At 34.9% G+C, this 25953-nt stretch carries 31 protein-coding genes and 1 other RNA gene; 21 read left to right on the top strand and 11 right to left on the bottom strand.

The window, feature by feature from the left end:
- Positions 1-2: 2 nt before the first annotated feature.
- Complete coding sequence (gene mmp10 / locus Mjas_RS05065) at positions 3-1280, bottom strand: methyl coenzyme M reductase-arginine methyltransferase Mmp10 (protein WP_421078574.1); 1278 nt, start codon at positions 1278-1280, stop codon at positions 3-5.
- 333 nt (positions 1281-1613) lie between these two features.
- Here mmp10 and mcrB point away from each other — a divergent pair, with 333 nt between their 5' ends.
- From mcrB to mtrH, 13 genes are all read left to right on the top strand, one after another.
- Positions 1614-2945 (top strand): coenzyme-B sulfoethylthiotransferase subunit beta, encoded by a 1332-nt coding sequence (mcrB, locus tag Mjas_RS05070; protein ID WP_421077113.1) that lies wholly within the window; start codon positions 1614-1616, stop codon positions 2943-2945.
- A gap of 53 nt (positions 2946-2998) precedes the next feature.
- Positions 2999-3493, top strand: a complete 495-nt coding sequence (gene mcrD / locus Mjas_RS05075; protein WP_421077114.1) for a methyl-coenzyme M reductase operon protein D — start codon at positions 2999-3001, stop codon at positions 3491-3493.
- Between the two features lie 26 nt (positions 3494-3519).
- Entirely contained in the window at positions 3520-4116 is a 597-nt protein-coding gene (gene mcrC, locus Mjas_RS05080) for a methyl-coenzyme M reductase I operon protein C (protein ID WP_421077115.1), read from the top strand.
- An 11-nt stretch (positions 4117-4127) separates the two neighbouring features.
- Complete coding sequence (mcrG, locus tag Mjas_RS05085; protein WP_421077116.1) at positions 4128-4910, top strand: coenzyme-B sulfoethylthiotransferase subunit gamma; 783 nt, start codon at positions 4128-4130, stop codon at positions 4908-4910.
- 70 nt (positions 4911-4980) lie between these two features.
- The gene (gene mcrA / locus Mjas_RS05090; RefSeq protein WP_421077117.1) at positions 4981-6639 is read left to right on the top strand and encodes a coenzyme-B sulfoethylthiotransferase subunit alpha; all 1659 of its coding nucleotides are present in this window, start codon (positions 4981-4983) and stop codon (positions 6637-6639) included.
- Positions 6640-6881: 242 nt separating this feature from the next.
- A complete protein-coding gene (mtrE, locus tag Mjas_RS05095) occupies positions 6882-7784 on the top strand; it encodes a tetrahydromethanopterin S-methyltransferase subunit E (RefSeq protein WP_421077118.1) in 903 nt (300 codons plus the stop codon).
- Between the two features lie 30 nt (positions 7785-7814).
- Entirely contained in the window at positions 7815-8522 is a 708-nt protein-coding gene (gene mtrD / locus Mjas_RS05100; RefSeq protein ID WP_421077119.1) for a tetrahydromethanopterin S-methyltransferase subunit D, read from the top strand.
- Between the two features lie 32 nt (positions 8523-8554).
- Entirely contained in the window at positions 8555-9367 is an 813-nt protein-coding gene (mtrC, locus tag Mjas_RS05105) for a tetrahydromethanopterin S-methyltransferase subunit MtrC (RefSeq protein ID WP_421077120.1), read from the top strand.
- 9 nt (positions 9368-9376) lie between these two features.
- Complete coding sequence (locus Mjas_RS05110) at positions 9377-9703, top strand: tetrahydromethanopterin S-methyltransferase subunit B (RefSeq protein WP_421077121.1); 327 nt, start codon at positions 9377-9379, stop codon at positions 9701-9703.
- Between the two features lie 18 nt (positions 9704-9721).
- Positions 9722-10444, top strand: coding sequence for a tetrahydromethanopterin S-methyltransferase subunit A (gene mtrA / locus Mjas_RS05115; protein ID WP_421077122.1), 723 nt, complete (start codon positions 9722-9724; stop codon positions 10442-10444).
- An 18-nt stretch (positions 10445-10462) separates the two neighbouring features.
- Complete coding sequence (mtrA, locus tag Mjas_RS05120; protein WP_421077123.1) at positions 10463-11227, top strand: tetrahydromethanopterin S-methyltransferase subunit A; 765 nt, start codon at positions 10463-10465, stop codon at positions 11225-11227.
- A gap of 4 nt (positions 11228-11231) precedes the next feature.
- Positions 11232-11459, top strand: a complete 228-nt coding sequence (gene mtrG / locus Mjas_RS05125) for a tetrahydromethanopterin S-methyltransferase subunit MtrG (RefSeq protein ID WP_421077124.1) — start codon at positions 11232-11234, stop codon at positions 11457-11459.
- A 27-nt stretch (positions 11460-11486) separates the two neighbouring features.
- Entirely contained in the window at positions 11487-12446 is a 960-nt protein-coding gene (mtrH, locus tag Mjas_RS05130; protein ID WP_421077125.1) for a tetrahydromethanopterin S-methyltransferase subunit H, read from the top strand.
- A 166-nt stretch (positions 12447-12612) separates the two neighbouring features.
- On the opposite strand, the gene Mjas_RS05135 is transcribed toward mtrH, so the two are convergent.
- From Mjas_RS05135 to Mjas_RS05155, 5 genes are read right to left on the bottom strand one after another with little or no spacing between them, the layout of a single operon-like run.
- A complete protein-coding gene (locus Mjas_RS05135) occupies positions 12613-13140 on the bottom strand; it encodes a DUF2096 domain-containing protein (RefSeq protein WP_421077126.1) in 528 nt (175 codons plus the stop codon).
- Positions 13141-13144: 4 nt separating this feature from the next.
- Complete coding sequence (locus tag Mjas_RS05140; protein WP_421077127.1) at positions 13145-13870, bottom strand: DNA alkylation repair protein; 726 nt, start codon at positions 13868-13870, stop codon at positions 13145-13147.
- A gap of 11 nt (positions 13871-13881) precedes the next feature.
- Positions 13882-14184 carry a DUF749 domain-containing protein gene (locus Mjas_RS05145; RefSeq protein WP_421077128.1) on the bottom strand — a complete coding sequence of 101 codons (303 nt, stop codon included), beginning with the start codon at positions 14182-14184 and terminating at the stop codon, positions 13882-13884.
- Positions 14185-14215: 31 nt separating this feature from the next.
- Entirely contained in the window at positions 14216-14968 is a 753-nt protein-coding gene (locus Mjas_RS05150) for a YchF/TatD family DNA exonuclease (RefSeq protein WP_421077129.1), read from the bottom strand.
- Positions 14969-14992: 24 nt separating this feature from the next.
- On the bottom strand, positions 14993-15460 hold the full coding sequence (locus Mjas_RS05155) for an RNA-binding domain-containing protein (RefSeq protein ID WP_421077130.1): 468 nt from the start codon (positions 15458-15460) through the stop codon (positions 14993-14995).
- 337 nt (positions 15461-15797) lie between these two features.
- Here Mjas_RS05155 and Mjas_RS05160 point away from each other — a divergent pair, with 337 nt between their 5' ends.
- From Mjas_RS05160 to Mjas_RS05185, 6 genes are all read left to right on the top strand, one after another.
- On the top strand, positions 15798-16328 hold the full coding sequence (locus Mjas_RS05160) for a pyruvate ferredoxin oxidoreductase subunit gamma (RefSeq protein WP_421077131.1): 531 nt from the start codon (positions 15798-15800) through the stop codon (positions 16326-16328).
- Positions 16329-16398: 70 nt separating this feature from the next.
- On the top strand, positions 16399-16656 hold the full coding sequence (porD, locus tag Mjas_RS05165) for a pyruvate synthase subunit PorD (RefSeq protein WP_421077132.1): 258 nt from the start codon (positions 16399-16401) through the stop codon (positions 16654-16656).
- 90 nt (positions 16657-16746) lie between these two features.
- Complete coding sequence (porA, locus tag Mjas_RS05170) at positions 16747-17910, top strand: pyruvate synthase subunit PorA (protein WP_421077133.1); 1164 nt, start codon at positions 16747-16749, stop codon at positions 17908-17910.
- Between the two features lie 51 nt (positions 17911-17961).
- Complete coding sequence (gene porB / locus Mjas_RS05175; protein ID WP_421077134.1) at positions 17962-18858, top strand: pyruvate synthase subunit PorB; 897 nt, start codon at positions 17962-17964, stop codon at positions 18856-18858.
- Between the two features lie 98 nt (positions 18859-18956).
- Entirely contained in the window at positions 18957-19472 is a 516-nt protein-coding gene (locus Mjas_RS05180; RefSeq protein ID WP_421077135.1) for a 4Fe-4S dicluster domain-containing protein, read from the top strand.
- Positions 19473-19503: 31 nt separating this feature from the next.
- Complete coding sequence (locus Mjas_RS05185; RefSeq protein ID WP_421077136.1) at positions 19504-19920, top strand: 4Fe-4S dicluster domain-containing protein; 417 nt, start codon at positions 19504-19506, stop codon at positions 19918-19920.
- 28 nt (positions 19921-19948) lie between these two features.
- On the opposite strand, the gene Mjas_RS05190 is transcribed toward Mjas_RS05185, so the two are convergent.
- Positions 19949-20452, bottom strand: a complete 504-nt coding sequence (locus Mjas_RS05190; RefSeq protein WP_421077137.1) for a YfcE family phosphodiesterase — start codon at positions 20450-20452, stop codon at positions 19949-19951.
- A 223-nt stretch (positions 20453-20675) separates the two neighbouring features.
- Positions 20676-20991: signal recognition particle sRNA (gene ffs / locus Mjas_RS05195), an RNA gene on the bottom strand.
- Positions 20992-21180: 189 nt separating this feature from the next.
- Between ffs and ftsZ the strand changes: the two genes are divergently transcribed.
- Together ftsZ and Mjas_RS05205 are read left to right on the top strand one after the other, a co-directional pair.
- Positions 21181-22278 carry a cell division protein FtsZ gene (gene ftsZ / locus Mjas_RS05200; protein ID WP_421077138.1) on the top strand — a complete coding sequence of 366 codons (1098 nt, stop codon included), beginning with the start codon at positions 21181-21183 and terminating at the stop codon, positions 22276-22278.
- 74 nt (positions 22279-22352) lie between these two features.
- Positions 22353-22865, top strand: coding sequence for a transcriptional regulator (locus tag Mjas_RS05205; RefSeq protein WP_421077139.1), 513 nt, complete (start codon positions 22353-22355; stop codon positions 22863-22865).
- Between the two features lie 94 nt (positions 22866-22959).
- Here the strand turns inward: Mjas_RS05205 and Mjas_RS05210 are convergent, their stop codons facing one another.
- Genes Mjas_RS05210 through Mjas_RS05220 form a run of 3 tightly spaced genes read right to left on the bottom strand, consistent with a single transcriptional unit; the run spans position 22960 to position 25809 of the window.
- Positions 22960-23745, bottom strand: coding sequence for an SAM-dependent methyltransferase HcgC family protein (locus Mjas_RS05210; RefSeq protein WP_421077140.1), 786 nt, complete (start codon positions 23743-23745; stop codon positions 22960-22962).
- A gap of 4 nt (positions 23746-23749) precedes the next feature.
- Positions 23750-24250, bottom strand: a complete 501-nt coding sequence (locus Mjas_RS05215) for a FeGP cofactor biosynthesis guanylyltransferase HcgB family protein (RefSeq protein ID WP_421077141.1) — start codon at positions 24248-24250, stop codon at positions 23750-23752.
- A 53-nt stretch (positions 24251-24303) separates the two neighbouring features.
- The gene (locus Mjas_RS05220; RefSeq protein WP_421077142.1) at positions 24304-25809 is read right to left on the bottom strand and encodes a phenylalanine--tRNA ligase subunit alpha; all 1506 of its coding nucleotides are present in this window, start codon (positions 25807-25809) and stop codon (positions 24304-24306) included.
- Positions 25810-25953 lie beyond the last annotated feature (144 nt).

The raw sequence follows: 25953 nt of genomic DNA on the forward strand, positions 1-25953 counted from the left end.
AATTAAATGGGTTTTCCAAAGAAATTTATTTTTTCAATTAATTCTTCAAATGCATTTTTTTCGAATTTTAAAACCTCTTCTTTTGTCAATGTTCCGCTTACTTCTCCATCAAGGGATAATTTATCGACTCCTCTTAAAATCATTCTATTATTTCCATCTCTGTTTAATATTTCTTCTGCAACCCTGTCATGAACAAACGCCATTGGTGGGATAAACACCGTATCTTTTAGCTCTTTTAAATCAACAGTTTCTAAATCTTTTGCAGTGATTAAATCTGAAATGTCCTTATTAACTTTAATGACATTAACTGGAGTATCTTTAAATATTTTATTTAAAAATGTATATGATATATTTCCTGTAATTATGGTAGCTTCGGATTTTATTTTGTTTCTTAATTTTTTCAATAAACTCTCTTCATAAGATATGGCAAATGGTGCATTTGTCAATGGGTCATAAAGTGGTGTGCCTGTAATTCTTATTTTATCTCCAAATTCTTCAAAAGTTTTTCTTACAATTTCTTTAAATTCTTCAACCCTATGGCTTTCGATTCCATCGATAATTGGTGCATTTTCCAGTATAAGTCCTTGTTCGGTTTTATTTGCAAACCTCATTAATATTGCTGCATGAGCTCCCCAGTCTATCAAATCGTTAATGGTTTTTTTAAGTTCTTCGCCATCATTTACACCGGGAATTAATATAATAGCACAATGGACTTCACAGTTTTCACAGAAGTATTTTAAGCATTTTAGGGATTCTTCTGCATTTTTATCATTTAACCATTTTTTTCTGATTTCTGGATTTGTAGAGAATACTGAAAATGTAATTTCATCGACACCATAATCAACAAGATTTTTAGCAATTTCAACAGATTCAAATCCTTTTCCAGATGTGTATCCAAGATGAATCTTTAAACCAACATCACTTATGTATTTACAGAGAGCTTCCAAGTCCGGATAAAAGCTAACATCTCCGCCACTTGTAATATTCACTTTATCGTAGTTTTGGAAAAATAATGCGTTTTGAATTTGCTGTATTGCAAAGGGCAATGGTATGAAGTCTCCATTAATTTCCCTTATGGAGTATGTGCAGTAATCACAGCCCATTTGGAATGTGCAGTTTTTACAGCCAAATGGTGATGGGTTTGAATTGTCCACTTTTTTAAAATAACAAAATTTGCAGAATCCTCCGCAGTTCTTACCGGGCTCTCCTTTTAAATCAACTAAAAGCTGAGATTGGGATTTTAAAACGTTATTGTCCTTTTCAGAATCCTCAAAACCCATGCCAAATATATTAGGGTTGGAAGTATCTCCTAAACTATTGTTAAAATTGAAATTCATAAATATCCTCTAACTTTTTTATTAGTGTATTATTTTTTAACCTATAAATAAATTATTGGTAAAAATCGTAAAGGGCATCGTATAATAAAGAATGCTTAAAAAGAAATAAGATTAAGTTAAAATACTAAATTTAAATATATAAATTAGTTTTTATACAACACCCCTATTTTAAAAAATATCCTATATATACTTTTCGATTTGAATTCAATGGAAAAATGAATATATAAATAAAAATATAGGATGTAGTGCATATATCAAATGATAGGAGTGGTTCCTATGGTAAAGTATGAAGACAAGATAGATTTGTATGATGCGAAAGGTAATCTTGCAGCAGAAAGTGTGCCATTGGAGGCTATAAGCCCGTTGTACAACCCAGTTGTAAAAGAGATAGTAAAGAACATTAAAAGAACAGTAGCAGTTAACTTAGCAGGTATAGAAAACAGCTTGAAAACCGGAGCTCTCGGAGGCAAAGGTTGTAAAATCCCAGGAAGAACCTTGGATTTACCAATAGTTGAAAACGCTGACGCTATTATGGAAGAAGTTGAAAAAATATTAAGAATTTCACCAGATGATGATACAAACATCAGAACAATTAACGGTGGAAAACAGGCAGTTGTTCAGTTGCCATCCAGAAGATTAGAAGTAGCGGCAGAATATTCAGTATCTATGTTAAACACAGCAATGGCTTTGAAAGAAGCTATTATTAAAACATTCGACGTAGATATGTTCGAAGGTTCAACAGTGCATGCAGCAATTATTGGAAGATATCCACAAGTTATGGACTACATGGGAGGAAACATAGCTTCATTATTAGGAGCTCCTTCAAACATGGAAGGTTTAGGTTACGCATTGAGAAACATTATGGTAAACCACTATGTGGCTACAACAAAGAAAAACATCATGAACGCTATTGCATTTGCGTCAATCATGGAACAAACAGCTATGTTTGAAATGGGAGATGCAGTAGGTTCATTTGAAAGAATGCACTTGTTAGGTCTTGGATACCAGGGTTTAAACGCAGATAACCTTGTAATTGACCTCGTAAAAGCAAACAGTAAGGGAACAGTTGGTACAGTTGTTGCTTCATTGGTTGAAAGAGCTCTCGAAGACAAAGTAATTGTAGAAGACAAAACAATGGATTCAGGATTCACAATGTATAAGCCAGCAGATGTGGCTAAGTGGAATGCTTATGCAGCAGCAGGTTTAGTTGCAGCTTCCATTGTAAACTGTGGTGCGGCAAGAGCTGCTCAGAACGTTGCTTCAACAATCTTATACTACAACGATATATTAGAATACGAAACAGGATTGCCTGGTGTTGATTTCGGTAGAGCAGAAGGTACTGCGGTAGGATTCAGTTTCTTCTCACACTCAATCTACGGTGGTGGAGGTCCAGGTATCTTCACAGGAAACCACGTAGTTACAAGACACTCCAAAGGATTCGCTATACCACCAGTATGTGCTGCATTATGTATAGATGCAGGAACTCAGATGTTCTCACCTGAAAAAACATCAGCATTAGTTGGTGCGGTATATAGTGCTATCGATGAATTCAGAGAGCCATTGAAGTATGTAATTGAAGGGGCTATTGAAATAAAAGACAAACTTTAATTTAATTAATAGTTATCAATCATACCATTAAAACTACAATGATAGGTAATAAAATGATAGAAATAGAAGTCTTCCCCCATAGGTATTTAAAAGCTAAAACTACTGAAAAATTCCTTAATGAAGCTTATTCCTTAGATACGGTGGAGAGAATCATAATCCACGGTGAGCCTTTGCCAAAAACCGTATATTACGGTCCTGCAAGAGGAACTCCTGTGAATCATCCTGAGAGAAAGGAAATTAACGTTCATGGAGTTCCTGTCGAGCTCACAGTGATGGCAGGGAGATTCTGGATAACATTAAAGGATGATAGTGAAGTAGATAAAATTGAAGAAATCTGTAAATCACTGTTTCCATATGGATACAATATAAAGGTCGGTAAATTTACCAGAAGTAAAGCAACCGTAACAGATTATATGAAATACGGTGAAAAACTGGTAAATATGATGGATAGAACTATGATAGGCTTAACCGACCCAAGAAGCAAATATGAATCCGCAGTAAAAATTATTCCAAAAGATGAAAAAGAAGCTGAAATATCCAATGAATAATTGCAATAAACCATTAAAGTGATTATATGCCAGTAGGTAGAAGAGAGCAAATTGTAGATTGCAGGTCCGTAATGGGATTGGGCGAAGGCGGTGGATTGGCTCAAAGAGGAACCTTCGCAGAAGGTTTAGAAAATGATGTTGTAGTTGTAGCTATGTCTCCTGGAAGGAGGCATATCACAAAACCAGTTTGTGAAATTACCTATGGTATAAGGGAAGCAGGAATCCAAACAAGCGTTCTTGTATTGGATGCAGGTAGTGGTATTCCTCATGATGCCCCTCATGGAAGTCTTGGTTCAACATTTGGATTAAAACCCAAAGAGGCCGAGCAGGTAAATAGGCATAAACTCTGCGTTGTCCATTTTGGGAATGTTAAAAGTCATATTGTATATAAGGCAAGATTATTTCTAAGGTATGTTAAAATACCAACAATAATTGTTTGCCAAACTCCTATTGATATGGAGGATTTTGCTAAGGTGGGTATTAAAACTAAGGATGTTATGCCTATTGAACCTAAAACTGAAGGTATGGTTGTGGATATTATTACAGGAGTTGTTAGGGGTGAATCAGCTCCGCAGTCTAAAATTGATGAAGTAATTGAAAAAATCAAGAAGCATTTAACTTAAGAGGTGATTTTATGGCATACAAGCCTCAATATTACCCTGGTGCAACAAAAATTGCACAGAACAGAAGAGACCACTTGAACCCAGAAGTTGAATTGGAAAAATTAAGGGAAATTCCAGACGATGAAATTGTAAAAGTTATGGGACACAGACAACCTGGTGAAGATTATAAAACAGTTCACCCTCCATTGGAAGAAATGGACTTGCCAGAAGATTATGTAAGAGACTTAGTTGAACCTATCACAGGAGCTAAGGAAGGGCACAGGATTAGATATATCCAGTTCGCAGATTCCATGTACAATGCACCTGCTCAGCCATACGACAGAGCAAGAACATACATGTGGAGATTCAGAGGTGTAGATACAGGAACACTCTCAGGAAGACAAGTTATTGAAATGAGAGAAAGTAACCTTGAAGAAATCTCAAAGAACTTCTGTATCGATACAGCATTCTTTGACCCTGCAACCTGTGGTATGAGAGGAGCGACCGTTCACGGACACTCATTAAGATTGGATGAAAACGGATTAATGTTCGATGCTCTCCAAAGATACATCTATGATGAAAAAACAGGTCATGTATTATATGTAAAAGACCAGGTTGGAAGACCATTGGATGAACCTGTTGATGTTGGAGAACCATTACCTGCTGAAAAATTGGCAGAAATTACAACAATATATAGAAAAGATGGAGTTCCAATGAGAGATGATGAAGAGCTCATAACAGTAGTTAAGAGAATCCACAGGGCAAGAACATTAGGTGGATTTATGCCTACTGAAGAAACATTTAAGGGATTGTAATTAGTGTATATTATCTTAATTAAATTATTTAATTAATTATTACCTCTATAAACTTTTGAGGTGAATATTTATGGAAGCTGAAAAGAAATTGTTCTTAAAAGCATTAAAAGAAAAATTTGAAGAAGACCCAAAAGAAAAATATACAAAATTCTACACCTTCGGTGGATGGAAACAGTCAAAGAGAAAAACAGAGTTTGTTGAAGCAGCAAAAGAAGTGGCTGAGAAAAGAGGCGGAATTCCTGGATACAACCCAGATATTGGGGTTCCACTCGGACAGAGAAAATTAATGCCTTACAAACTCTCAAACACAGACAGCATTGTAGAAGGAGATGACTTACACTTCATGAACAACGCTGCTATCCAGCAAATGTGGGACGACATCAGAAGAACAGTTATTGTAGGTATGGACACAGGACACGCTGTTCTTGAAAAAAGGCTTGGTGTGGAAGTTACACCTGAAACAATCAACGAATATATGGAAACAATAAACCACGCATTGCCTGGTGGTGCTGTTGTTCAGGAACACATGGTTGAGGTAGACCCTGCATTAGCATGGGACTCATACGCTAAGATATTCACAGGAGACGATGAATTAGCAGATGAGCTCGACAAAAGAGTATTAATTGACATTAACAAATTATTCCCGGAAGAACAGGCAGAACAGTTAAAAGCTGCTATTGGTAAAAGAACCTACCAGGTATCAAGAGTTCCTACATTAGTAGGTAGAGTATGTGATGGAGGTACCATAGCAAGATGGTCTGCTATGCAGATTGGAATGTCATTCATTACAGCATACAAACTCTGTGCTGGGGAAGCTGCAATTGCTGACTTCTCATACGCTGCAAAACACGCTGATGTTGTAGGTTTAGGTACTGCACTACCAGCAAGAAGGTCAAGAGGAGCAAACGAGCCAGGAGGTATCCCATTCGGTGTATTATGTGATGTAGTGCAGACAACAAGAGTGAGTGATGACCCAGTTGAGCAGTCCTTAGAGGTAGTTGCTACTGGTGCTATGTTATACGACCAGATATGGCTCGGTGCATACATGTCAGGTGGTGTAGGATTCACACAATATGCTACCGCATCATACACAGACGATATTTTGGATGACTTCTCATACTATGGATACGACTATGTAGAGAAGAAATACGGAATAAACAACACAAAACCAACAATGGATGTCGTAGAAGACATTGCAACAGAAGTTACACTCTACGCATTAGAGCAGTATGACGAGTTCCCAGCATTGTTGGAAGACCACTTCGGAGGTTCCCAGAGAGCAGCAGTTACAGCTGCAGCAGCAGGTATTTCAGTATGTATGGCAACAGGAAACTCAAATGCTGGTGTTAATGGATGGTATTTAAGCCAGATATTGCACAAAGAATACCACAGCAGATTAGGATTCTACGGATACGACTTGCAAGACCAGTGTGGTGCTTCAAACTCACTTTCAATTAGAAACGATGAATCATCACCATTGGAATTGAGAGGTCCAAACTATCCAAACTACGCAATGAACGTAGGTCACCAGGGAGAATACGCAGGTATTACTCAGGCAGCTCACTCAGCAAGAAGAGATGCATTTGCAACAAACCCATTAATCAAGATTGCATTTGCAGACCCATCATTAGTATTCGACTTCGCACACCCAAGAAAAGAATGTGCAAGAGGAGCTCTAAGAGAATTCGAACCAGCAGGAGAAAGAGACCCAATTATCCCTGCACACTAAAAAAATATTTTTAGGAAACTTTAACGTTTCCTTTTTTACTTCATATTATAAGATACCGATAATATTGTTATTCTATTTTAATTATACATATTATTTTTCCATTTAGTTAAAGAATGCTTTATTAAAAATAAACAATATTTGCCGTATTTTTATGGAATCAAATAGAAAATAATATATATTATCACAAATGAATGATACATTCGGGAATAAAACAAAATTAGTGTTTTATACGAGGTGAAATAATGGACCCAACATTGTTGGCTCTTGGGGCATTGGCATTATCCGGTGCTGCGGCTACCGTGGCAGGATGTGCGGAAGATTTGGAATCCGATGTAGGTTCTCAGTCAAACCCTAACTCTCAGGTTCAGTTAGGACCTCAGATGGGTAATATACACAGATACTTTAACAAAGCTATATCTGGGGAACCTGTATCCTATGGTTTATATGTTGCTGCGGCAGGTGCAGTTGCATGGGCTTTAATGGGTGCAGGACTTAATACAGTATTGGCACTTATTGTAGGTTCAGGAATTGCAGCATTAGTTCATGGTGCTTATTCAGTAAGTGCATACTTAGGAAGGATAGTAGGTCAGTCTAAAAACTTCGGTCAGCCAGTATATATGGATGTAATTACGACACATTTAGGTCCTATAGTAGGACATGGTTTTATTGCAGTATTTTGTATATTATTCGCTGCACATTTGGCAAGCACAGCATTAGGAAATCCATTCCCATTACCATTAATTGCATTGATATTCGGTATTACAGTAGGTGCTATTGGTTCATCAACAGGGGACGTTCACTACGGTGCTGAAAGAGAATATCAAAAATACCCATTCGGTGGAGGTATTCCTGTTGCAAACCAGGGGGACATTGATATTAAAGCAGAAACTGGTATTAGAAATGGTATGGATTCATCTTATTTTTGTTCTAGATTAGGAGGTCCATTGACAGGGCTTGCATTTGGTCTTATCATATTCCTCGACGGCTGGAGAGGAATTGTTGGAAGTATTCTTGGTGGAGATTTAATTACAAAGTCAGCAATTGCTATTGTTGTAGGACTTATAATTGTTGCAATTGCAGCATACCTCAACAGAGTAATAGAAGTATATGCTAGAAACAAATATGGTCCATACACAAACAGATAATAGATTAAGAAATAAATTTGGTGATAAACTATGGATGCTGTAAGTTTAATACTGCCTCTTGCAGAGATTACAGTTGCAGGTGCCATAATTAATGCAAGTGTTCATTTTGTTCCAGTGGGTGGAGCTCCCGCAGCTATGGCTACATCAACTGGTGTAGGGACAGGAACTACTCAGTTAGCAGCAGGTGCTGGATTTACAGGATTAATGGCTGCTGCTATAATGGCTGCACAAAGCGGTATTAATTTAATGAACCCAGTGCATTTAGCAATTATATTATTATCCGGAGCAGTAGGTTCCATGATTATGCTGGGTTTAACAATGTTGATTGGTCAGTTGATTTATGTCTTTGGTGTTGGAGTAGTTCCAGCAGCAGATAAGTGTGATAAAGACCCAATTACAGGAGATTATCAAAAATCATACATTACACCGGGGACCACAGGGCATGCCATACCTACTGTATGTTTCATCAGTGGTTTAATTGGTGCAGCACTCGGTGGTATCGGTGGAGGTCTTGCATATATAGCATTTAAACAGTTAGGATTCAGTTCAGAGATTGCAGGGGTAATTGCTGTTGGTTTCTTTTTCATGAATGCGGTTCTTGCATCATACAACATTGGAGGAACAACAGAAGGATTCCACGACCCAAAATTCAAGAAGATACCAAATGGAATTATAGCATCATTTGTAGCTTCATTAGTGGCAGGAGCTATCGTAGCAGGTATGGCTCTTGGAATTTAAATTATAATAATATAAATAAATGAGGTGTTATTATGAGTCATGGTGGTGGAGGACATGCAGCAGAACTTTATCCAGAAAACCAGGTTTTAATATTTGGTGCGGTCCTTTCAATTGTTGGAATGTATATTGCACAATTTGTCCCTCAATTAGCCATGCTTGTTGGAGGACTTTTAGCAGCTGCGGCTACTGTGGCAGGTGCAAACACTACAAGAAGAGTAGCAGCTTATGGGCTTGGGACTGGTGTTCCATCCATCGGTATGGTAAGTTTAGGTATGGGAACAATGTCAGCATTAGCAGGAGTATTGTTGGCTAATGCAATGGTTACTCAATTTGGACTTCCAAATAGCGTCATCTATGCCATACCAATAATTGTGGCAGTGGTAGCTATAGTTTTAGGATTTATTGTAGGGAAATTAACAGTAAAACCAATTGGAATGAAGATACCAATTATGGTTGAAAGTATGACAAAGTTGGCTCTTATGGGAGCTCTGTCAATTATGGGATTCTGTGTAGCTTTCGCAGGTGGATTTTCACCTGATGTGCTTATTCCAGGAGCAATTAAAAATGGAATAATTGGGTTAGCATTTATTGCAGCAGGTATGGCTATATTACACCCATTTAACGCATGTTTAGGTCCAAATGAAAGTCATAAAAGGACATTGCTATTGGCAATAGCATGTGGATTGCTAACATGGTTTATATTCTCAGTAGCTAAATTGGATGTAGTATCTTCAATAGCTTCTGTTGCATTATGGGCAGTTGTGTACAGGTCATTTGTGAAACAGTCATTAAACGATGCCTGCGATGTTTTATACACCCCAGAATTACCTAAGAAGGAAATGTAAGGTGGTAAGATGGAAATAATAAAAATATGTCCTGAAATTGGAGTTGTAATGGATGTAGATTCAGGACTTATCGCTGAGATGAGAAAGGATATCCTTGTAGTAGATTTAAATCCTGTTGAGGAAGAAATAAATAAATTAGAAAAATTGGCAAAGGCATTCGAAAATTCACTTGACCCAAGACATGCTCCATTAAAAGCATATGCGGGTAGGGAAGGAACCTATGAAATTGGAGGTCTCTTTCAAGGAATGTTCTTTGGTTTCTGGATAACATTGGCAATCGCTATATTGGCTATAATATTAGTTATTAAAATGAATCCAGGTTTGATAGGGTTATAAGTTTGGAGGTGCTAAAATATGGCAGATAAAAAAGCCCCTGCATCAGGATGGCCAATTGTAAGTGGTGAGTATGTAGTGGGAAATCCTGAAAGCTGCGTTGCAGTCGTAACATTGGGTTCCCACGGAATAGATGAGGCTGCTATTGAAGCAGGAGCCGCTATTTCAGGACCTTGCCACACAGAAAATCTTGGAATTGAAAAAGTTGTAGCAAACTACATATCAAATCCAAACATTAGATTTATGGTAGTATGTGGTTCCGAGGTTCAGGGACACATTACAGGACAGTGTTTTAAAGCATTGCATGAAAATGGTATTGGAGACGATGGAGGAATCATCGGAGCTAAGGGAGCTATCCCATTCTTGGAAAACGCAGGTAAGGATGCTATTGAAAGATTCCAAAGACAGATTGTAGAAGTTGTGGATTTAATCGATGTAGAAGATACGGGTAAAATAGCACAGGCTATTAAGGACTGCATTTCAAAAGACCCTGGTGCTATCGACGAAGACCCAATGATATTGGACTTAGAAGGTGGCGCTGGCGGTGCAGGTGATGATGAATCCACTTCAATAAAACCATCTTCACCAGAGTTAGTATTGTTGGAAACAAGAATGAGATTAATTTCTGAAAAAATAAACGATGCTGCGTTAGTTGCAAAATTTAACTCAGGATACTATAACGGAAAGATTCAAGGTATAGCAATAGGTATGTTCCTATCCTTGCTGATATTCTCGTTGTTATAAGTTTGGAGGTGCTAAAATATGGCAGATAAAAAAGCCCCTGCATCAGGATGGCCAATTGTAAGTGGTGAGTATGTAGTGGGAAATCCTGAAAGCTGCGTTGCAGTCGTAACATTGGGTTCCCACGGAATAGATGAGGCTGCTATTGAAGCAGGAGCCGCTATTTCAGGACCTTGCCACACAGAAAATCTTGGAATTGAAAAAGTTGTAGCAAACTACATATCAAATCCAAACATTAGATTTATGGTAGTATGTGGTTCCGAGGTTCAGGGACACATTACAGGACAGTGTTTTAAAGCATTGCATGAAAATGGTATTGGAGACGATGGAGGAATCATCGGAGCTAAGGGAGCTATCCCATTCTTGGAAAACGCAGGTAAGGATGCTATTGAAAGATTCCAAAGACAGATTGTAGAAGTTGTGGATTTAATCGATGTAGAAGATACGGGTAAAATAGCACAGGCTATTAAGGACTGCATTTCAAAAGACCCTGGTGCTATCGACGAAGACCCAATGATATTGGACTTAGAAGGTGGCGCTGGCGGTGCTGAAGGTGGAGATGAAGAAGGTCTCTCAATTGAAGGTATTCCAACAGTTGTGGAACCTGATTTGGAATATGCTAAAAAACTTATGAATGTTTTGGATTACAAAGTAGGATTACTTACAAGAGACTTTGGTTTGGCATCAGGAGTACAATCCAAGGCACTTGAAGGAGCAGCATATGGTGCATTGTTCGCGGTAGTTTTAATTGGAATTCCAATTGCATTAAAATTCTTATTAGGGTGATTAGATGACTGAGATACCCACAGTAGTTACTCCATCAAAAGATTTTAAAAGATTACAGGAAAAATTAAATGACATAGATGAAACCGTAGAGAATACAAATGCCGAAGTAATACAAAGGTTAGGTAAAAAGGCAGGTAGGGATGTTGGTATTGTCTATGGATTCATGATAGGATTTATAATTATGATGGTAATTGGAAAAATATTACCAATATTTCAATATTACCTAAAATAAAATAAAGGATAATTGAGGTGGTAATAGATGTTCAAATTTGACAAAGAACAGATGGTAATCGAAATCGCAGGTAGGAAATTTGGTGGTCAGCCAGGAGAATACCCAACAGGTTTATCAGGAACCATATTCTACGCAAGACACAAAATCGTTGAAGATGAAAGAAAAGGTATTTTCGATAAAGCAGCTGCGGAAGATTTAATAAACAAGCAGGCAGAAATGGAAGATACCACAGGAAACCCAGCACTTGTTCAGGTATTTGGTGGGAACCCTGAAGCATTGACAAAATACATAGACTTCGTTGCTGAGGTATGGGATGGACCAATGTTATTGGACTCCACCTCAGGAGAAGCAAGAATGGCAGCAGCAAGAAGGGCAACAGAAGCAGGTTATGCTAATCAGTGTATTTACAACTCTATTAATGTTTCAATTGAAGAAGAAGAATTCCAGAACTTAGTAGAAAGTGACTTAGAGGCATCAATTGTTTTATGTTTCGACCCAATGGACCCATCAGTTGAAGGTAAATTGAATGTTTTATTAGATGGTGGTAAAACAACAGATACTGGTATGTTGGAATTAGCTGAAAAAGCAGGAATTAAATACCCGTTGATTGACGTTGCTGTTACACCATTAGGTAGCGGTGCAGGTCCTGCTGTAAGAGCATCATTTGCAGTTAAAGCAAAATTGGGTCTTCCAGTAGGAAGTGGTATTCACAACATTCCATCTGCATGGGACTGGTTAAGGGAATTCAGAAAAGGATTAAGAGAATCAGGTTTAACCCAATTGTCAAAAGATGTTCATCATGTTTGTGATATTGGGGCAAACATTGTTCAGACAATGGCTGCAGGGGACTTTGTTTTATATGGTCCTATTGACAACGCACAGTTAACATTCCCTGCAATAGCAATGACCGATGCAGTAATCGCAGAAGCTGCAAAAGAAATGGGTATATCCCCAATCGATGCTCACCCAATAAACAAATTGTTGTAATTAAAGTTAAAAAAATAAATATAACTAATTTTTTAATCTTTTCTATTTTAAAAAATTACTGATTGTAGTTTTTCATAATTTTATAATTTAATTTCAATAATGCGTTTTTAATAATAACTAAAAGGAGCTCTACAATTTTCAATAATTTAAATTAATTAATATTATGTTAGTATTTCCAAATTATGGAGAAATCCTTCAATGCGTTTTTTACTTTATCCTTATTGCCTTCAATTATAACGGTATTATCCAATTCCTTACTGAATTCAAAAATAACACCATACCATTCGCTTAAATCACCCAATATTTCAGTTTGAAGTTCCTTGTTTAGTTTTATCCTTATGGACTCGATATCCTTTCTTTTTTTAACTTCTGTGTTAAATGTGGTTTTTTTAAGGGGAAACTCTGCATCAAGTTCATTCCTTACAGCCTTAGCCATTTTGTCTAAATATTCTTTGGCGAGCTCATTATCACACAAACCAAAAAGAATCATCTGCACTTTTGAAAGCTCTTTTTCAGCATCCCTCAAAGCCTCAAAAGATGAATGCTCATCCAGCAAGTAGTATGTAATTATATTGTTTGCCAGTCTCAATCTGAAAAAGGCTTCTTCTGGAACCATCCGTCCCTTGCTTGCCAATATAGATGCGAGCTCCGCTAAGACTACCCACTGTTTATCTATTCCTCGTGCATCTTTCATATTATCACTTCTGTTTTTTTAAGTAATACAATCTTTTTTCTTTATCAAATTTTTCGACAGCATACCTAAGCATCGTTCTTGGCATTACTACACAGTATTTTTCTAAAAATTCTTCTTCAACAGCCCTATTTCTCTTTCCAACTTCCCTCAGCATCCATCCAACTGCCTTATGAATTAAATCATGCCTATCATTTAATAGAATCTTGGAGATTTTTAATGTATCGTTAAAATCATATTTCCTAATAAATTCAAATGTTGATACAATTGAAATTCTTCTTTCCCAAAGATTTTCCGATTTTGCGAGCTCATACAACACATTTCTATTTTTATCAAATAGATAATTCCCAACAATCTTATAGCAAGATGTATCCACCAAATCCCAATTATTTATATTTTTTGTATTTTTTAGATAAAATTTATAAATATCTCTTTTTAAGTCTTCGTTAGATTTTGCCCTTTGATATTTGTAGGTCAATATTAAAAGAGCCGTAAGCCTATGCTCATGAATCCTTGAATTTAAGAGCTCCTGCAATTCATCAAAATTTAGATGGATATATTTTTTTGCAAGTTTCCTTTGCTGTGGAACTGTGATTCCTAAAAATACATCCCCTTCTGCATACTCTCCTTTTCCAGTTTTAAAAAACTTTTGAATTGTTTCTGCCTTTTTAGGATTTTTTAAGGAATCCATTTCAGAGAGTAAATTATTTAGACAATTACCTGATGGACACATAATGCCACTTTTTATTTGTTCATCCTTTCAATGTATCTTTTTAGCGTTTCCTCTGAATCGTAATTTAATGAAGTTTCCATCTCATTTAACTTTGTTTTAATATAGTCTATGCTTTCCTCTCCATCTATAAAAAATGCCTGATAACTTGTGGTTCCGGATATATTAAATATTGCTACAACATTGTCGTTTTTTAGTTCCCTTTTGTCAATATTAGCCCTCATTCTTATACAGTCTGCCACTTCACTTTTTAACCCCTCTTCAACGCTTATTATACTTATTAATTTCGCTGTAAATGTATTTGCATTACACTCCATGATATCACCATAATATTAATTATTTATCAAATTAAATATTGAATAATTTTTTCGTGTTATTGTATATAATATTAACAATCTCATCATAGTTATAGGTCCCATCATTCTTTTTTATATCGTATATCTTTTCTACAACTTTTGTTACATTTGTAGGCTGGTTTTTTTCCCCTTTCACAGGGGATAAATATGGGCTATCCGTTTCAACCACAATATTTTCCAAATCCAAATTCTTAACAAGTTCTTGGTGATGATTGGAAAAACAAACAAGTGTGGATATGGAAATATAATGATTGTTATTAATTAGTTCCTTTACAAGACTAATATCGCCACTATAACAGTGAAACATGGATATTACTCGATTATTTATTAAATTGTAGCATTCTCTTTCAAGACCTCTTCCATGAATTATGACAGGTTTGTTCAGTTCCTCAGCTAAATTTACAAATTTATTAAATATTTCTTTTTGACGGCTTATATTTTGCACATTTACATCGAGCCCTATTTCACCAACCCCTAAAATTTCCTTTTCACTCTGTTTTATTAGATTATATACTTTATCTATCACCTTATCATCAGCCCGCACATTACCGGGATGAAAACCCAAAGTTAGATATACATTATATTCTTCTTTGAGTTCCAATGCCCTTTTACACCCTCCGAAACTTGCACCACTAGTTATCATCTCCACATTTTTGTTTTTTGCGAGCTCTATAATTTCACGTCTATTTTTGTTAAATCCTTTATCTTCAATATGGCAGTGGGCATCAATGTATCTAAGTTTCAATTTTTCACCAAATTGTTATTTATTTTATTTTTCTAATTCTTTTATCATAAATTCTTTTACCTTTTGTTCTTTATTTTTCGGAACATAGATTTTGAAATTTATAATAATTCTTATAACATCATCTCCATCTACCAACTTACATTCTTCAAGATATGCCTTTTGCTTATCGAATCTTAAATAAATTTTGCTTTTTTCAAGTCTTAAATCAATATCCTTTTTTAATTTAGTGATATTTCTCTCATTAGATTTCACAAGTTGCATAATGTGATTAAATACTTTTTTGGCTATTTTGCTTTTATCTATTGTAATTTTATGAATAAAAATGGGATTTCCAAAACATCCTTCGGAATCTACTGTTTCAATCTCTAAATCTTCATCATCAATATTTTCCGGCAAAAAATATGCCATTGCTTCCAAAACTTTATCTTCATCTTCTGTGGCATGAGAAATTGAAGAAATGGTTATATTATTTATTCCAATATTCTCAGTCATAATACACCTTCTGTTTTTATTTTTTATTTTTATATTTAGTTATTTATTTAAATTATTTATTTAAAAAACATATATAATTTTAAATATACATGAATATAATTAAAACCAATATCTCGGTTAAAATAGGTATTTTTACATTTATTAAATGTTTTATTTATATTTTCTGCATTTTTTTAATATATTCAATTCATAAAATGCACAATATTTTTACGACATGTGCCGTATAACAAAAAGCTTTATATAATATATTTTATAATGATTAATAATGATGGTTAGGATTGATTAGACAATAGCCTTAATAAATATTTTTCATTATATATCATAATGAGGTGAAGTGATGATTGAAGTTAGATTTCATGGAAGGGGCGGTCAAGGAGCAGTTACTGCCGCTCAAATTTTAGCAAAAGCTGCTTTTTACGATGGTAAGTTCTCCCAAGCTTTTCCGTTTTTCGGTGTTGAAAGAAGGGGAGCTCCGGTGATGGCTTTTACAAGAATTGATGATAAAAAGATAAGGCTGAGAAGTCAAATATATGAGCCTGATTATGTTGTAGTTCAAGACCCAACACTTTTGGATACCACTGATGTTACAGGCGGTTTGAAAAAAGGTGGAAAAATTGTAATAAACACGAATAAGGACATAAAATTGGAAGGCTATGAAGTTTATACAATTGATGCGACAGGCGTGGCTCTTGAAGTATTGGGGCTTCCTATTGTGAATACCGTTATATTGGGAGCATTTACTGGAGTTACAGGAGAAGTTAGTATTGACTCACTTAAAAAGGCAATTATGGATACATTCCCAAAAAAACTCGGAGAAAAAAACGCAAAAGCTGCGGAAGTTGCTTATAACATGGTTAAAGGGGAATAAGTATACTACACTACATAAATACATAAAACAGAGTAAAATAACAAAGATTAAAATTATATAAGGTGATTTGATGGTTACTATTGGGACCATAATATACGAACCAGGGAATTCCGTTAATAATAAAACAGGTAGTTGGAGAGTATTTAAGCCAATAATGGATAAGGATAAATGCGTAATGTGTGAAAACTGCTTTATATTTTGTCCAGAGGGATGTATTAAGGAAAAAGATGGAAAATTTGAAATAGATTATGATTACTGCAAAGGATGCCTTATATGTGTAAAAGAATGCCCTGTTAAAGCCATAAGTAGTATTAGGGAAGAAAAATAAGGTTATAATTAATTATTTAATGCTGAGTTAATAGAAAATAAATATTTGCTTTTTTAGATTAAAAATAGAATAGAGAAAGGTGGATAAATTATGAGTAAAGTTAAAATTATCACTGGAACATCTGCTGCTGCGGAAGCTGCAAGGTTATGTGATGTGGATGTTGTTTCAGCTTATCCGATAACTCCTCAGACAACATGTGTGGAAAAATTGGCAGAGTTTGTTGCAAATGGGGAGTTGGATGCAGAATTTATTAAAGTAGAAAGTGAGCACTCAGCAATGAGTGCATGTATTGGGGCAAGTGCAGCAGGTGCAAGGACTTTCACTGCAACTGCATCGCAAGGACTGGCATTAATGCATGAGACCTTGTTTATAGCGTCAGGTATGAGATTGCCAATAGTTATGATGAATGCAAATAGGGCATTGTCTGCTCCAATAAACATTTGGAATGACCAGCAGGACAGTATATCTCAGAGAGATACTGGATGGATTCAAATATATGCTGAGGATAACCAAGAAACACTGGATTCACTAATTCAAGCGTTTAAAATTGCAGAACATGAAGATGTATTATTGCCCGTTATGGTTAATTTAGATGGTTTCATATTAACTCATACAGTTGAACCGGTGGAATTGCCTGATGAAGAAGAAGTAAGGGATTTCGTAGGAGTTTATGAACCTAAACATGCATACATGGACCCAGATAGACCAATAACACAGGGACCTGTTGGTGTTCCAAGTTGCTATATGGAATCAAGACACGATGTTCAATTAGCTATGGATAATGCTGAAAAGGTTATAATGGATGTTAATGAAGAATTTGCAAAGAAATTTGGAAGAAAATACGGTAATGGATTAATAGAAACATACAACATAGAAAATGCAGAAACTGTGCTTGTTGCTATGGGCTCAGTTTGCGGAACAATTAAAGAAGTTATTGATGATTTAAAACAGAAAGGGAAAGAGTACGGTCTTTTAAGAATAAGAACATATAGACCACTTCCAATAAACCATATAAAGGAAGCATTAAAGAATGCGAAAAATATTGCCATTCTTGATAAAAACATAACGCTTGGTATGAATAAAGGTGCATTATATATTGATTTGGCAGCCTTCTTAAAGGACAAGAAAACTATTAATTACATCGTCGGTTTGGGAGGAAGAGATATCAAACCAGAAGATATTAAAGAAATTATGGAACATGCTGAAAAAGCAGAGGATGGAGAAACCAAGTGGGTAGGATTAAAAGAACAATAAATAAAAATTAAAATTAAAAAAATTAGGAAGAAGAATAATTTGGTGATAGAAATGGCTGAAAAACAATTTCCAAGAGAGGAACATTTTGCTCCAGGTCATAGGGGTTGTGCAGGCTGTGGAGCAGCAATTATCGTTAGGCAGGCATTAAAAGCTGCTGGAAAAGATACAATAGTAGCAAATGCCACAGGATGTTTAGAGGTTATGACCACACCATATCCTGAAACAGCTTGGAGAGTTCCATGGATACATGTTGCTTTTGAAAATGCCGCAGCTGTTGCAAGTGGTATGGAAAGTGCAGTAAAGGCTTTACAGAGAAAGAGAAAAAAATATGCCGATAAAAAAATAAATGTAATAGCATTTGGTGGAGATGGAGGAACAGCAGACATTGGTTTCCAGGCATTAAGTGGTGCCATGGAAAGAGGGCACAATATGGTATATATTATGTATGACAACGAGGCATACATGAATACAGGTATTCAAAGAAGTAGTTCTACACCATTACTTGCATCAACAACAACTTCTCCTGCGGGTAGTGTCATAAGAGGGGAAGATAGACCTAAAAAGGATATGCCTATGATTATGGCTGCACATGGGGTCCCTTATGTTGCTACCGCATGTTTGAGCTATCCTGAGGATTTCATGAATAAGGTTAAAAAAGCATGCGAAATAGATGGTCCAGCATTTATTCACGTATTCCAACCATGTACTACTGGATGGAGATATGACCCAAAGGATACAGTAGAAATGGGAAGATTAGCAGTAGAAACTGGTGTATTCCCACTGTATGAAATCGAAAATGGAGAATTTAGAATATCATACAAGCCAGTAAAAAGAAAACCATTGAAAGAATATGTAAAAATGCAAAAGAGATATAGGCATTTAACAGATGAAGATATTGAAATGTTGCAAAAATGCATAGATGAGAAATGTAAATTATTGGGATTATAAATTTAATAAATTATACGATTTAAACCTTTAATTTATTCAAATTTTTTTATTTTAATATAAATATTTTAATATAATTATACACGCTAATTGGTGTTATCATGAAAAAGATAGTAATGATTAATGATAAGTGTGATAACTGCGGAGATTGTGTTAAAGCATGTATGGGACTTCATGGAGTAAGTAGGATTGGTATATTGGAACATGATGGTAGATATTTGCCCGTAGTATGTCAGCATTGTGCGTCAGCACCCTGTAAGGAAGTATGTCCTGTTGAGGCTATTGAAAATAAGGATGGGGTTATTTACTTAGAAGAATCTAAATGTATAGGTTGTGGATTGTGTGCTATGGCTTGCCCATTCGGTGCTATTTCTATGTCCGATGTGGCACACAAATGCTCACTGTGTATGGAACAGGAAGATGATGAATGTGCCTGTGTTAAAGCATGTTCAAAGAGATGTTTGGATTTGGTAGATATATTTGATATTGTATTTGATAAAAGAGTTAAAAATCTTGAAAACATGTCCAAATTAAATTTAAAGTCCGGTAAAAAAGAAGGTGGCACTCTTTTATCAAAAATCGCCAGTTCTGCAAAAGTGGGTAATCCACTGAAATAAATTTTTACAGCTTAACTAAGTGGTGAGTAGTATGAAACTAATGCCTAATATTAAACTCTGTGTAGATTGTAAAAGGTGTGAAAGGGTTTGTCCGACCAATGGAATGTTTGTTGTTGAAGGCGTCCCTGTAAAATGTATGCACTGTGAAGATGCACCATGTTTAAATGTATGTCCTGAATATGCCATTGAAAGAATAGATGATAAAGTAGTGGTCCATAAGGAGAAATGTGTGGGATGTGGATTATGTATGGATGCCTGCCCATTCGGTGCCATGAGGATGAATCATAATTTAGGAGTAGTATTTAAATGCGATGGATGCTATACAAAAGATGAAGAATTATGTAAAATCGTCTGCCCTACTGGTGCATTAGAATACAGTGAAAAAACAGTGGAAAATAAACAAAAAGAACTTGTATCAAAACTTAAAAAAATATATTCTTACATTTAATTTTGTATCTATTTTCTATTTTTTATCTTTATTTTATTTGAAGTGGAATTAAGTTAGGTTTTATCATATTATTTTTAATTTCAATTTTCATAATGGTTTTAAGTGGAAACCTTGGAACTGTTGGGCTCCCGGGATTTAATAAAAGGATTTTTTTGTTTAATTCAGGTATTTTTATTTCTTTTATAAGTGGAATATGAGTATGTCCAGATATGAGCACATCTAAATCTTTTTCTAAGCTGTAATATTTCATCTTTAATAAATCCCCCCTGGGATAAATTATGTCCCCATGGATAATGCCTATTTTAAAGTTTTCAATATTCAAAACTTTCTCCCTTGGAAGTTCGAGATGGTCCATATTTCCCTTAACTGCTATTACTTCCGCCATATCATTTAATTCATCTAAAATAGATTTTGACGTTAGGTCTCCACAATGGATTATTATATCTACATCTGAAAACTGTTTATAAACCTCTTTTGGTATTTTATCTACCCTATCGCCCATGTGGGTGTCTGAAATAACACCTATAATCAATTTATCACCTACCATTTTTCATAAAACTGGTTTAATGATATATACAAAATATGGTTGAAAATATATAAATAAATTTGGATATATTATATAAAATTGAATGATAAAATATTTATGAAATAACCCTTGGAAAATATAAAAAAGTATAATATGCCTATTTATTGGATAGATTGCTTAAAATAAAGATGATGGAAATAAGAAAAAACAGCAAAAATCCTTTTAATAAAAAGTGGCTTCCTTGGGGTGGATATGAGCTCCTACTGTCCATCTACCCCAAGTCCTACTCGATTCCGCTACCCTGTGAGCGTCGGTGTCCCACCTACCGCTGCTCCCTTCCGGGCCTGACGGGGTTCGGTGGATTAAGGAGGTTTGCCCACTCCCTACAGAGTGGGTCCCTCCACCGCCTTACCCCACAGGACGAAATGTCAACGCAGAACTTGGGAATGAACAGTAGAATGCCCATACCGCCCCCAAGTTTTCGGCTCCCGCATAAGACGATTTCGGGTTACAGGGGACGCCTAACCCCCCAGCCTAGCCAAATTACTATTTATATTTAACGTATATATACTTTACTATTATTATTTGATATTATCCATCTATTATCTATTATTTGTCTATCTGATATATCTTTAATTTAATTAAAAAGGAAAATATAAATATGTGGTGTTATAAAATTGAGTATATATTAAATTATATTATGATTAATATTTATTTATGTAAAGGAGGATAGTATGAGACTAGTCAATGAAGCATTATCGAAGAACAACGATGAATTATACAATAAACAAATTTCAAAAGATGATTTTGGAAATGCCAGTATTATTGTAGTTGGATGTGGCGGTGCAGGGAACAACACAGTTCATAGGCTTATGGAAATAGGTATTGAAGGTGCGGAAACCATAGCCCTTAATACCGACAAACAGCATTTAGAGCATATAAACGCTGATAAAAAGATTTTAATCGGTTCCACATTAACAAGAGGGCTTGGAGCAGGGGGCTATCCTGAGATTGGAAAAAAATCAGCTGAGCTCGCAAAAAATGTTTTGGAAGATGTTTTAAAAAATGCAGATTTAGTATTTGTCACTGCTGGAATGGGTGGTGGAACAGGAACTGGTTCTGCGCCAATTGTAGCAGAAATAGCAAAAGAAAATGGTGCAGTAGTTATTGGAATGGTTACATATCCTTTTAAGATAGAAAGAGCAAGGTTGAAAAAGGCCGATGAAGGTCTTGCAAGACTAACTGAAAGTTGTGACACAGTTATTGTAATTGACAATAACAGACTTGTTGATTTTGTTCCAAACTTACCTATAAATGAGGCATTTAAAGTTGCAGACGAAATAATAGCTCAGGCAGTTAAAGGTATCACTGAGACCATATCTAGAAAGAGCTTAATAAATATAGATTATGCCGATGTGAGGTCAATTATGACCGATGGTGGAGTGGCAATGATTGGTGTTGGTGAAGTAGATTATGAAACAAAAGGAGATAGGGTTGAAAAAGTTGTTAAAGATACATTAAGCTGTCCTCTTTTAGATGTAGATTATAAAGGTGCCACAGGAGCTCTGATACATATCACGGGAGGTCCTGATTTAACACTTGGAGAGGCTAACAGAATCGGGGAAGGCATCACTGAAAGCATGGAATCTAATGCAAATGTGATATGGGGTGCGAGAATTGACCCTACCATGGAAGGTTGTATTAGAGTTATGACAATAATAACTGGTGTGAAATCTTCAAGTATATTAGGAAGTGGAGAGATGCCAAGAAGAATAATACCTAAATCTTCTCAAAAAAGTAAATCATCATTAGGTATTGATTATATTGTATAATTAACTTATTATATTTATCTTATATTGTATATATTTTATATTTTTATATCATAACAACTTATTTTTGTGAAACCATGAAAGCACATGAGAGGCTTTTATTAAGCTTGGATTCGGATAAATTTACAGATGAATTTAAAAAAATTCTACTGGAACTTAATATACCCTTGAAGGAGTTTTCTGAAATATCTGACATACCATACAGCACACTTTATAAAATAGTGCAAGGGAGGGATTTTAGGGTATCTACCCTCAAAAAAATCATAGATACTATAAAGGAATTTGAAAAAGATAAAGATGAGATTGATAAAATAGCTGTGATTGCGGCTAGGCCTTCATTAAACAAAATAAAAACTAAAATATTCTCTGTAAAAGGTAAGGACTACCTATTAAAAGAATATCCTGCAAATTCCTTAGAAGACTGTATCACTGCATCGATACAGGCAGAAAGGGAAGGGGTCAAGGCGATAATTTGTGCCCCTATTGTAAGTTCGAGCATTGAAAAAGTTGTAAGAGTTCCTGTTGCTGTGGTCATACCTGAAAAGGATGCATTTATGAATGCTCTCGAAATCGTTGCAAATAAAATCTAAAAAATAACAATTTCTTTTTTGTTGTCTATCCTATATAATAAAAAGAGCAAAGAAAAGAAATAAATTTATAAAATGTATTATTTGAGTATTTTAATTATTTTATTTTTTCCACAAATGAATTGATTCTCTTCATATTTTTTGATAATATTTCATCTATTTCTGGGGCAATATCTTCATCTAAACAGCTTACAGTTATTGCAGGAGCATTTACTTCACTTATAAACTTTTTAGCATTTTTCTCGTGGAATAGCATTCCCTCATAGTATTTCAAATTAGGCATGGCATAAAGCACTCCGTCGAGCTCCCTTATTTCATTACATGAATCAAGCACAGTATCGATAGTTAGAGTCATAGTTCCAGATGTTTTCGAAACTTTCGATGACCTAAATGTGTTTAACAGACCTCTTTTTTTACCGGTATTTAGTCTTTCCATGGAGTTGTCTATTTCAAAAACATCTATATCGTATGTGCATTTTGGATTTTCTACAATAAGCACATCTGGATTAAATTGTGATAAAATTTCTGGTTCTATACCGCCTATTCCAGTTATATCAACAATCAAATCAGGGTTTAGTTTTCCATTTCTTAATGCTAAATTGAATTTGTTTGAATCCATAAATGTTATTTTTTCGTTGATTATTATATCTTTTAAATGTGGATAGACATCTACAAGTATTACCTCATCTGAATCTCTTATTAGTGAGTGAGCCATATAATTTCCACATAAATAAGCACCAAAAACAATAGCTTGTTTAAATTCCTGCCCTTCTAAAAAGTATTTTATGGCGTTTGTCTTTTTTTCTACAATGTCATAAATAATATCTTTAACTTTTGTTTTTGATTCTATTGTTTTTACAGTTTCTGTTATGCCATATTTCATATTATCACCAACGATTATCTGTAATTCCAATCCTTTTTAGTGCATCGATTAATTCATTTTTTACTGTGTCTTCAATGCTTTCTTTATGTATAATTGACGATGGAGATAATGAACCTGTTAGTATCCTCCCTTTATTATCCATAATCAATAACATTGAGCCAGAACCTGGAACGCCGAACCTACCTCTTGCAATAACAATATCTGCATTTGAAGTATCCACGGCAATTAAGCCCTTATTTAATGCAGGCATCCTTGTTAAATCTGAAACTTCTGTGGGCATATCTATTTTTGATACAACTATATTCTTATTTTTTTCTTTATCCAATATCTCTAAGAGAATATCCCTTACTACTTTAAATTTTTTTGGATTGTTTGTTGCAACAACAATATTTTTTGCATTTAATATTGTCTGTTTAATCAATTCAACCTCTTCTTTTTTATCTCCCTTTCTAGTTCCATTGTATGATTCAACATAGGCGCACTTTATAGATTCTTCAATTTTCATTTTTTCCCTATTTTTTATAGTTTTAAGTTTTGCCGCTTTTACTTTACTGCTTTTTACTGCCTGTATTTAACCTTTTTAAGCCAGTTCAATTCATTCTTGTGGAGCTCCCTTATATCAGTTAATCCCAATCTGAGCATAGCCAACCTACTCAATCCAATGCCCCATGCTAAAACTGGTTTTTCTATTCCAATAGGTTTAAGCACCTCAGGTCTGAATATTCCAGCTCCAAGAAGTTCTAGCCATCCTTTTCCTTCCAAATAAACCTCTGCCTCCAATGAAGGTTCTGTAAATGGGAAGTATGCAGGTCTTACTCTGACTTTATCAAAGCCTAATCTATTTAAAAATTCCACTAAGATGCCCATTAGGTTATCAAAATTAACATCATCATCCATAATTATTCCTTCACACTGATAAAATTCAGGAAGATGCTTATAATCAATAGCTTCGTTCCTAAATACCCTATCTATACAAAATACCTTATGGGGCTGGTTTTTTTCTTCATCCGATAATGAAGCTAAATATTTTATTGATGAAACGGTTGTATGGGTTCTTAAAACTGTTCTTTTGGATATATTTTCGTCAAATTTATAGCCCCATCCCTTAGAAATCTTTTCACCATCGGCAATACCGTTCTCATGTATATCTTTCACTTTTTTTAGGAGCTCAGCTGGAACATCCCCTTTGTCAGGGTATCTTAAAAAGAATGTATCCTGCATATCCCTTGCTGGATGGTCTTGTGGTTCAAATAATACATCAAAGTTCCAAAATTCTGTCTCAACGATAGGGTTTTTTACTTCTTTGAATCCCATTCCAATTAAAATATCCTTAACTTCGTGTATCACTCTTGCCATAGGATGCAGTTTTGCAGGATATATATCTTCTGTTGGGATATTCACATCATAAGGTCTTATGTGGCATTCTTTCCATTTTCCGCTGATGATATGTTCTCTGGTTAATTGGGAAATTTCTTCCTTTATTTCAATTGGATTTTTTATGAATTCCTTTCCTTTTTCTGTTAATTTAATTGTCCTATCGACTATTTCTTCAACTTCAATAAATCCTCTTTTTTTCAAGTTATCAAGGGCTTTTGCATTTTTATATTCTTCTAAATTATTATTTATTTTTATTTTTTTTAGGAGCTCCTCCTCTTCATCCACATAATCTAAATTGTCTATAACAATATTCCCTTTATCAATTTTCGCAATCTTTTTTTTCTTCAAATTTCCCAATGCAGGGCTTATTTCAGCTTTATCCAATATATTTCCAAGGTCTTTAATTGGTATTGAATTTACACCTTTTTCTTTTAAATAATTTGCAATTTTTCTTTCTGGAAGACCTTCATTTAATGCCTTTTCTCCCCTTTCTGTTAATCTGACATATTCTTTTTTATTCTCAATAATTTCTACCAGTTCCTTTCCGGATAACCATAATGCAGTTCTCATAACCTTTGTTTCTGAACCCATTAATTCATTTTTTGCTAACTCTTCAACTGTGATTTCATCTTTCCCGCTGTCTTGAAATATTTTTAGAAGTTTCTTCTCATCAATATGAAGTTCCATTATTCCACGCTCCAAATTATGTATTTTTACAAATAAATCCTTAAAACCATATTTTAATATAAATCATACTTAAATATCATTTATATTTAAATAGTTATTAAATATATAATTTATCCATCTTTTTTAATTCAATTATGGATTTTA

The organism is Methanothermococcus jasoni (genome assembly GCF_049075655.1).
Taxonomy (GTDB): Archaea; AGJL01; Methanococci; order Methanococcales; family Methanococcaceae; genus Methanofervidicoccus.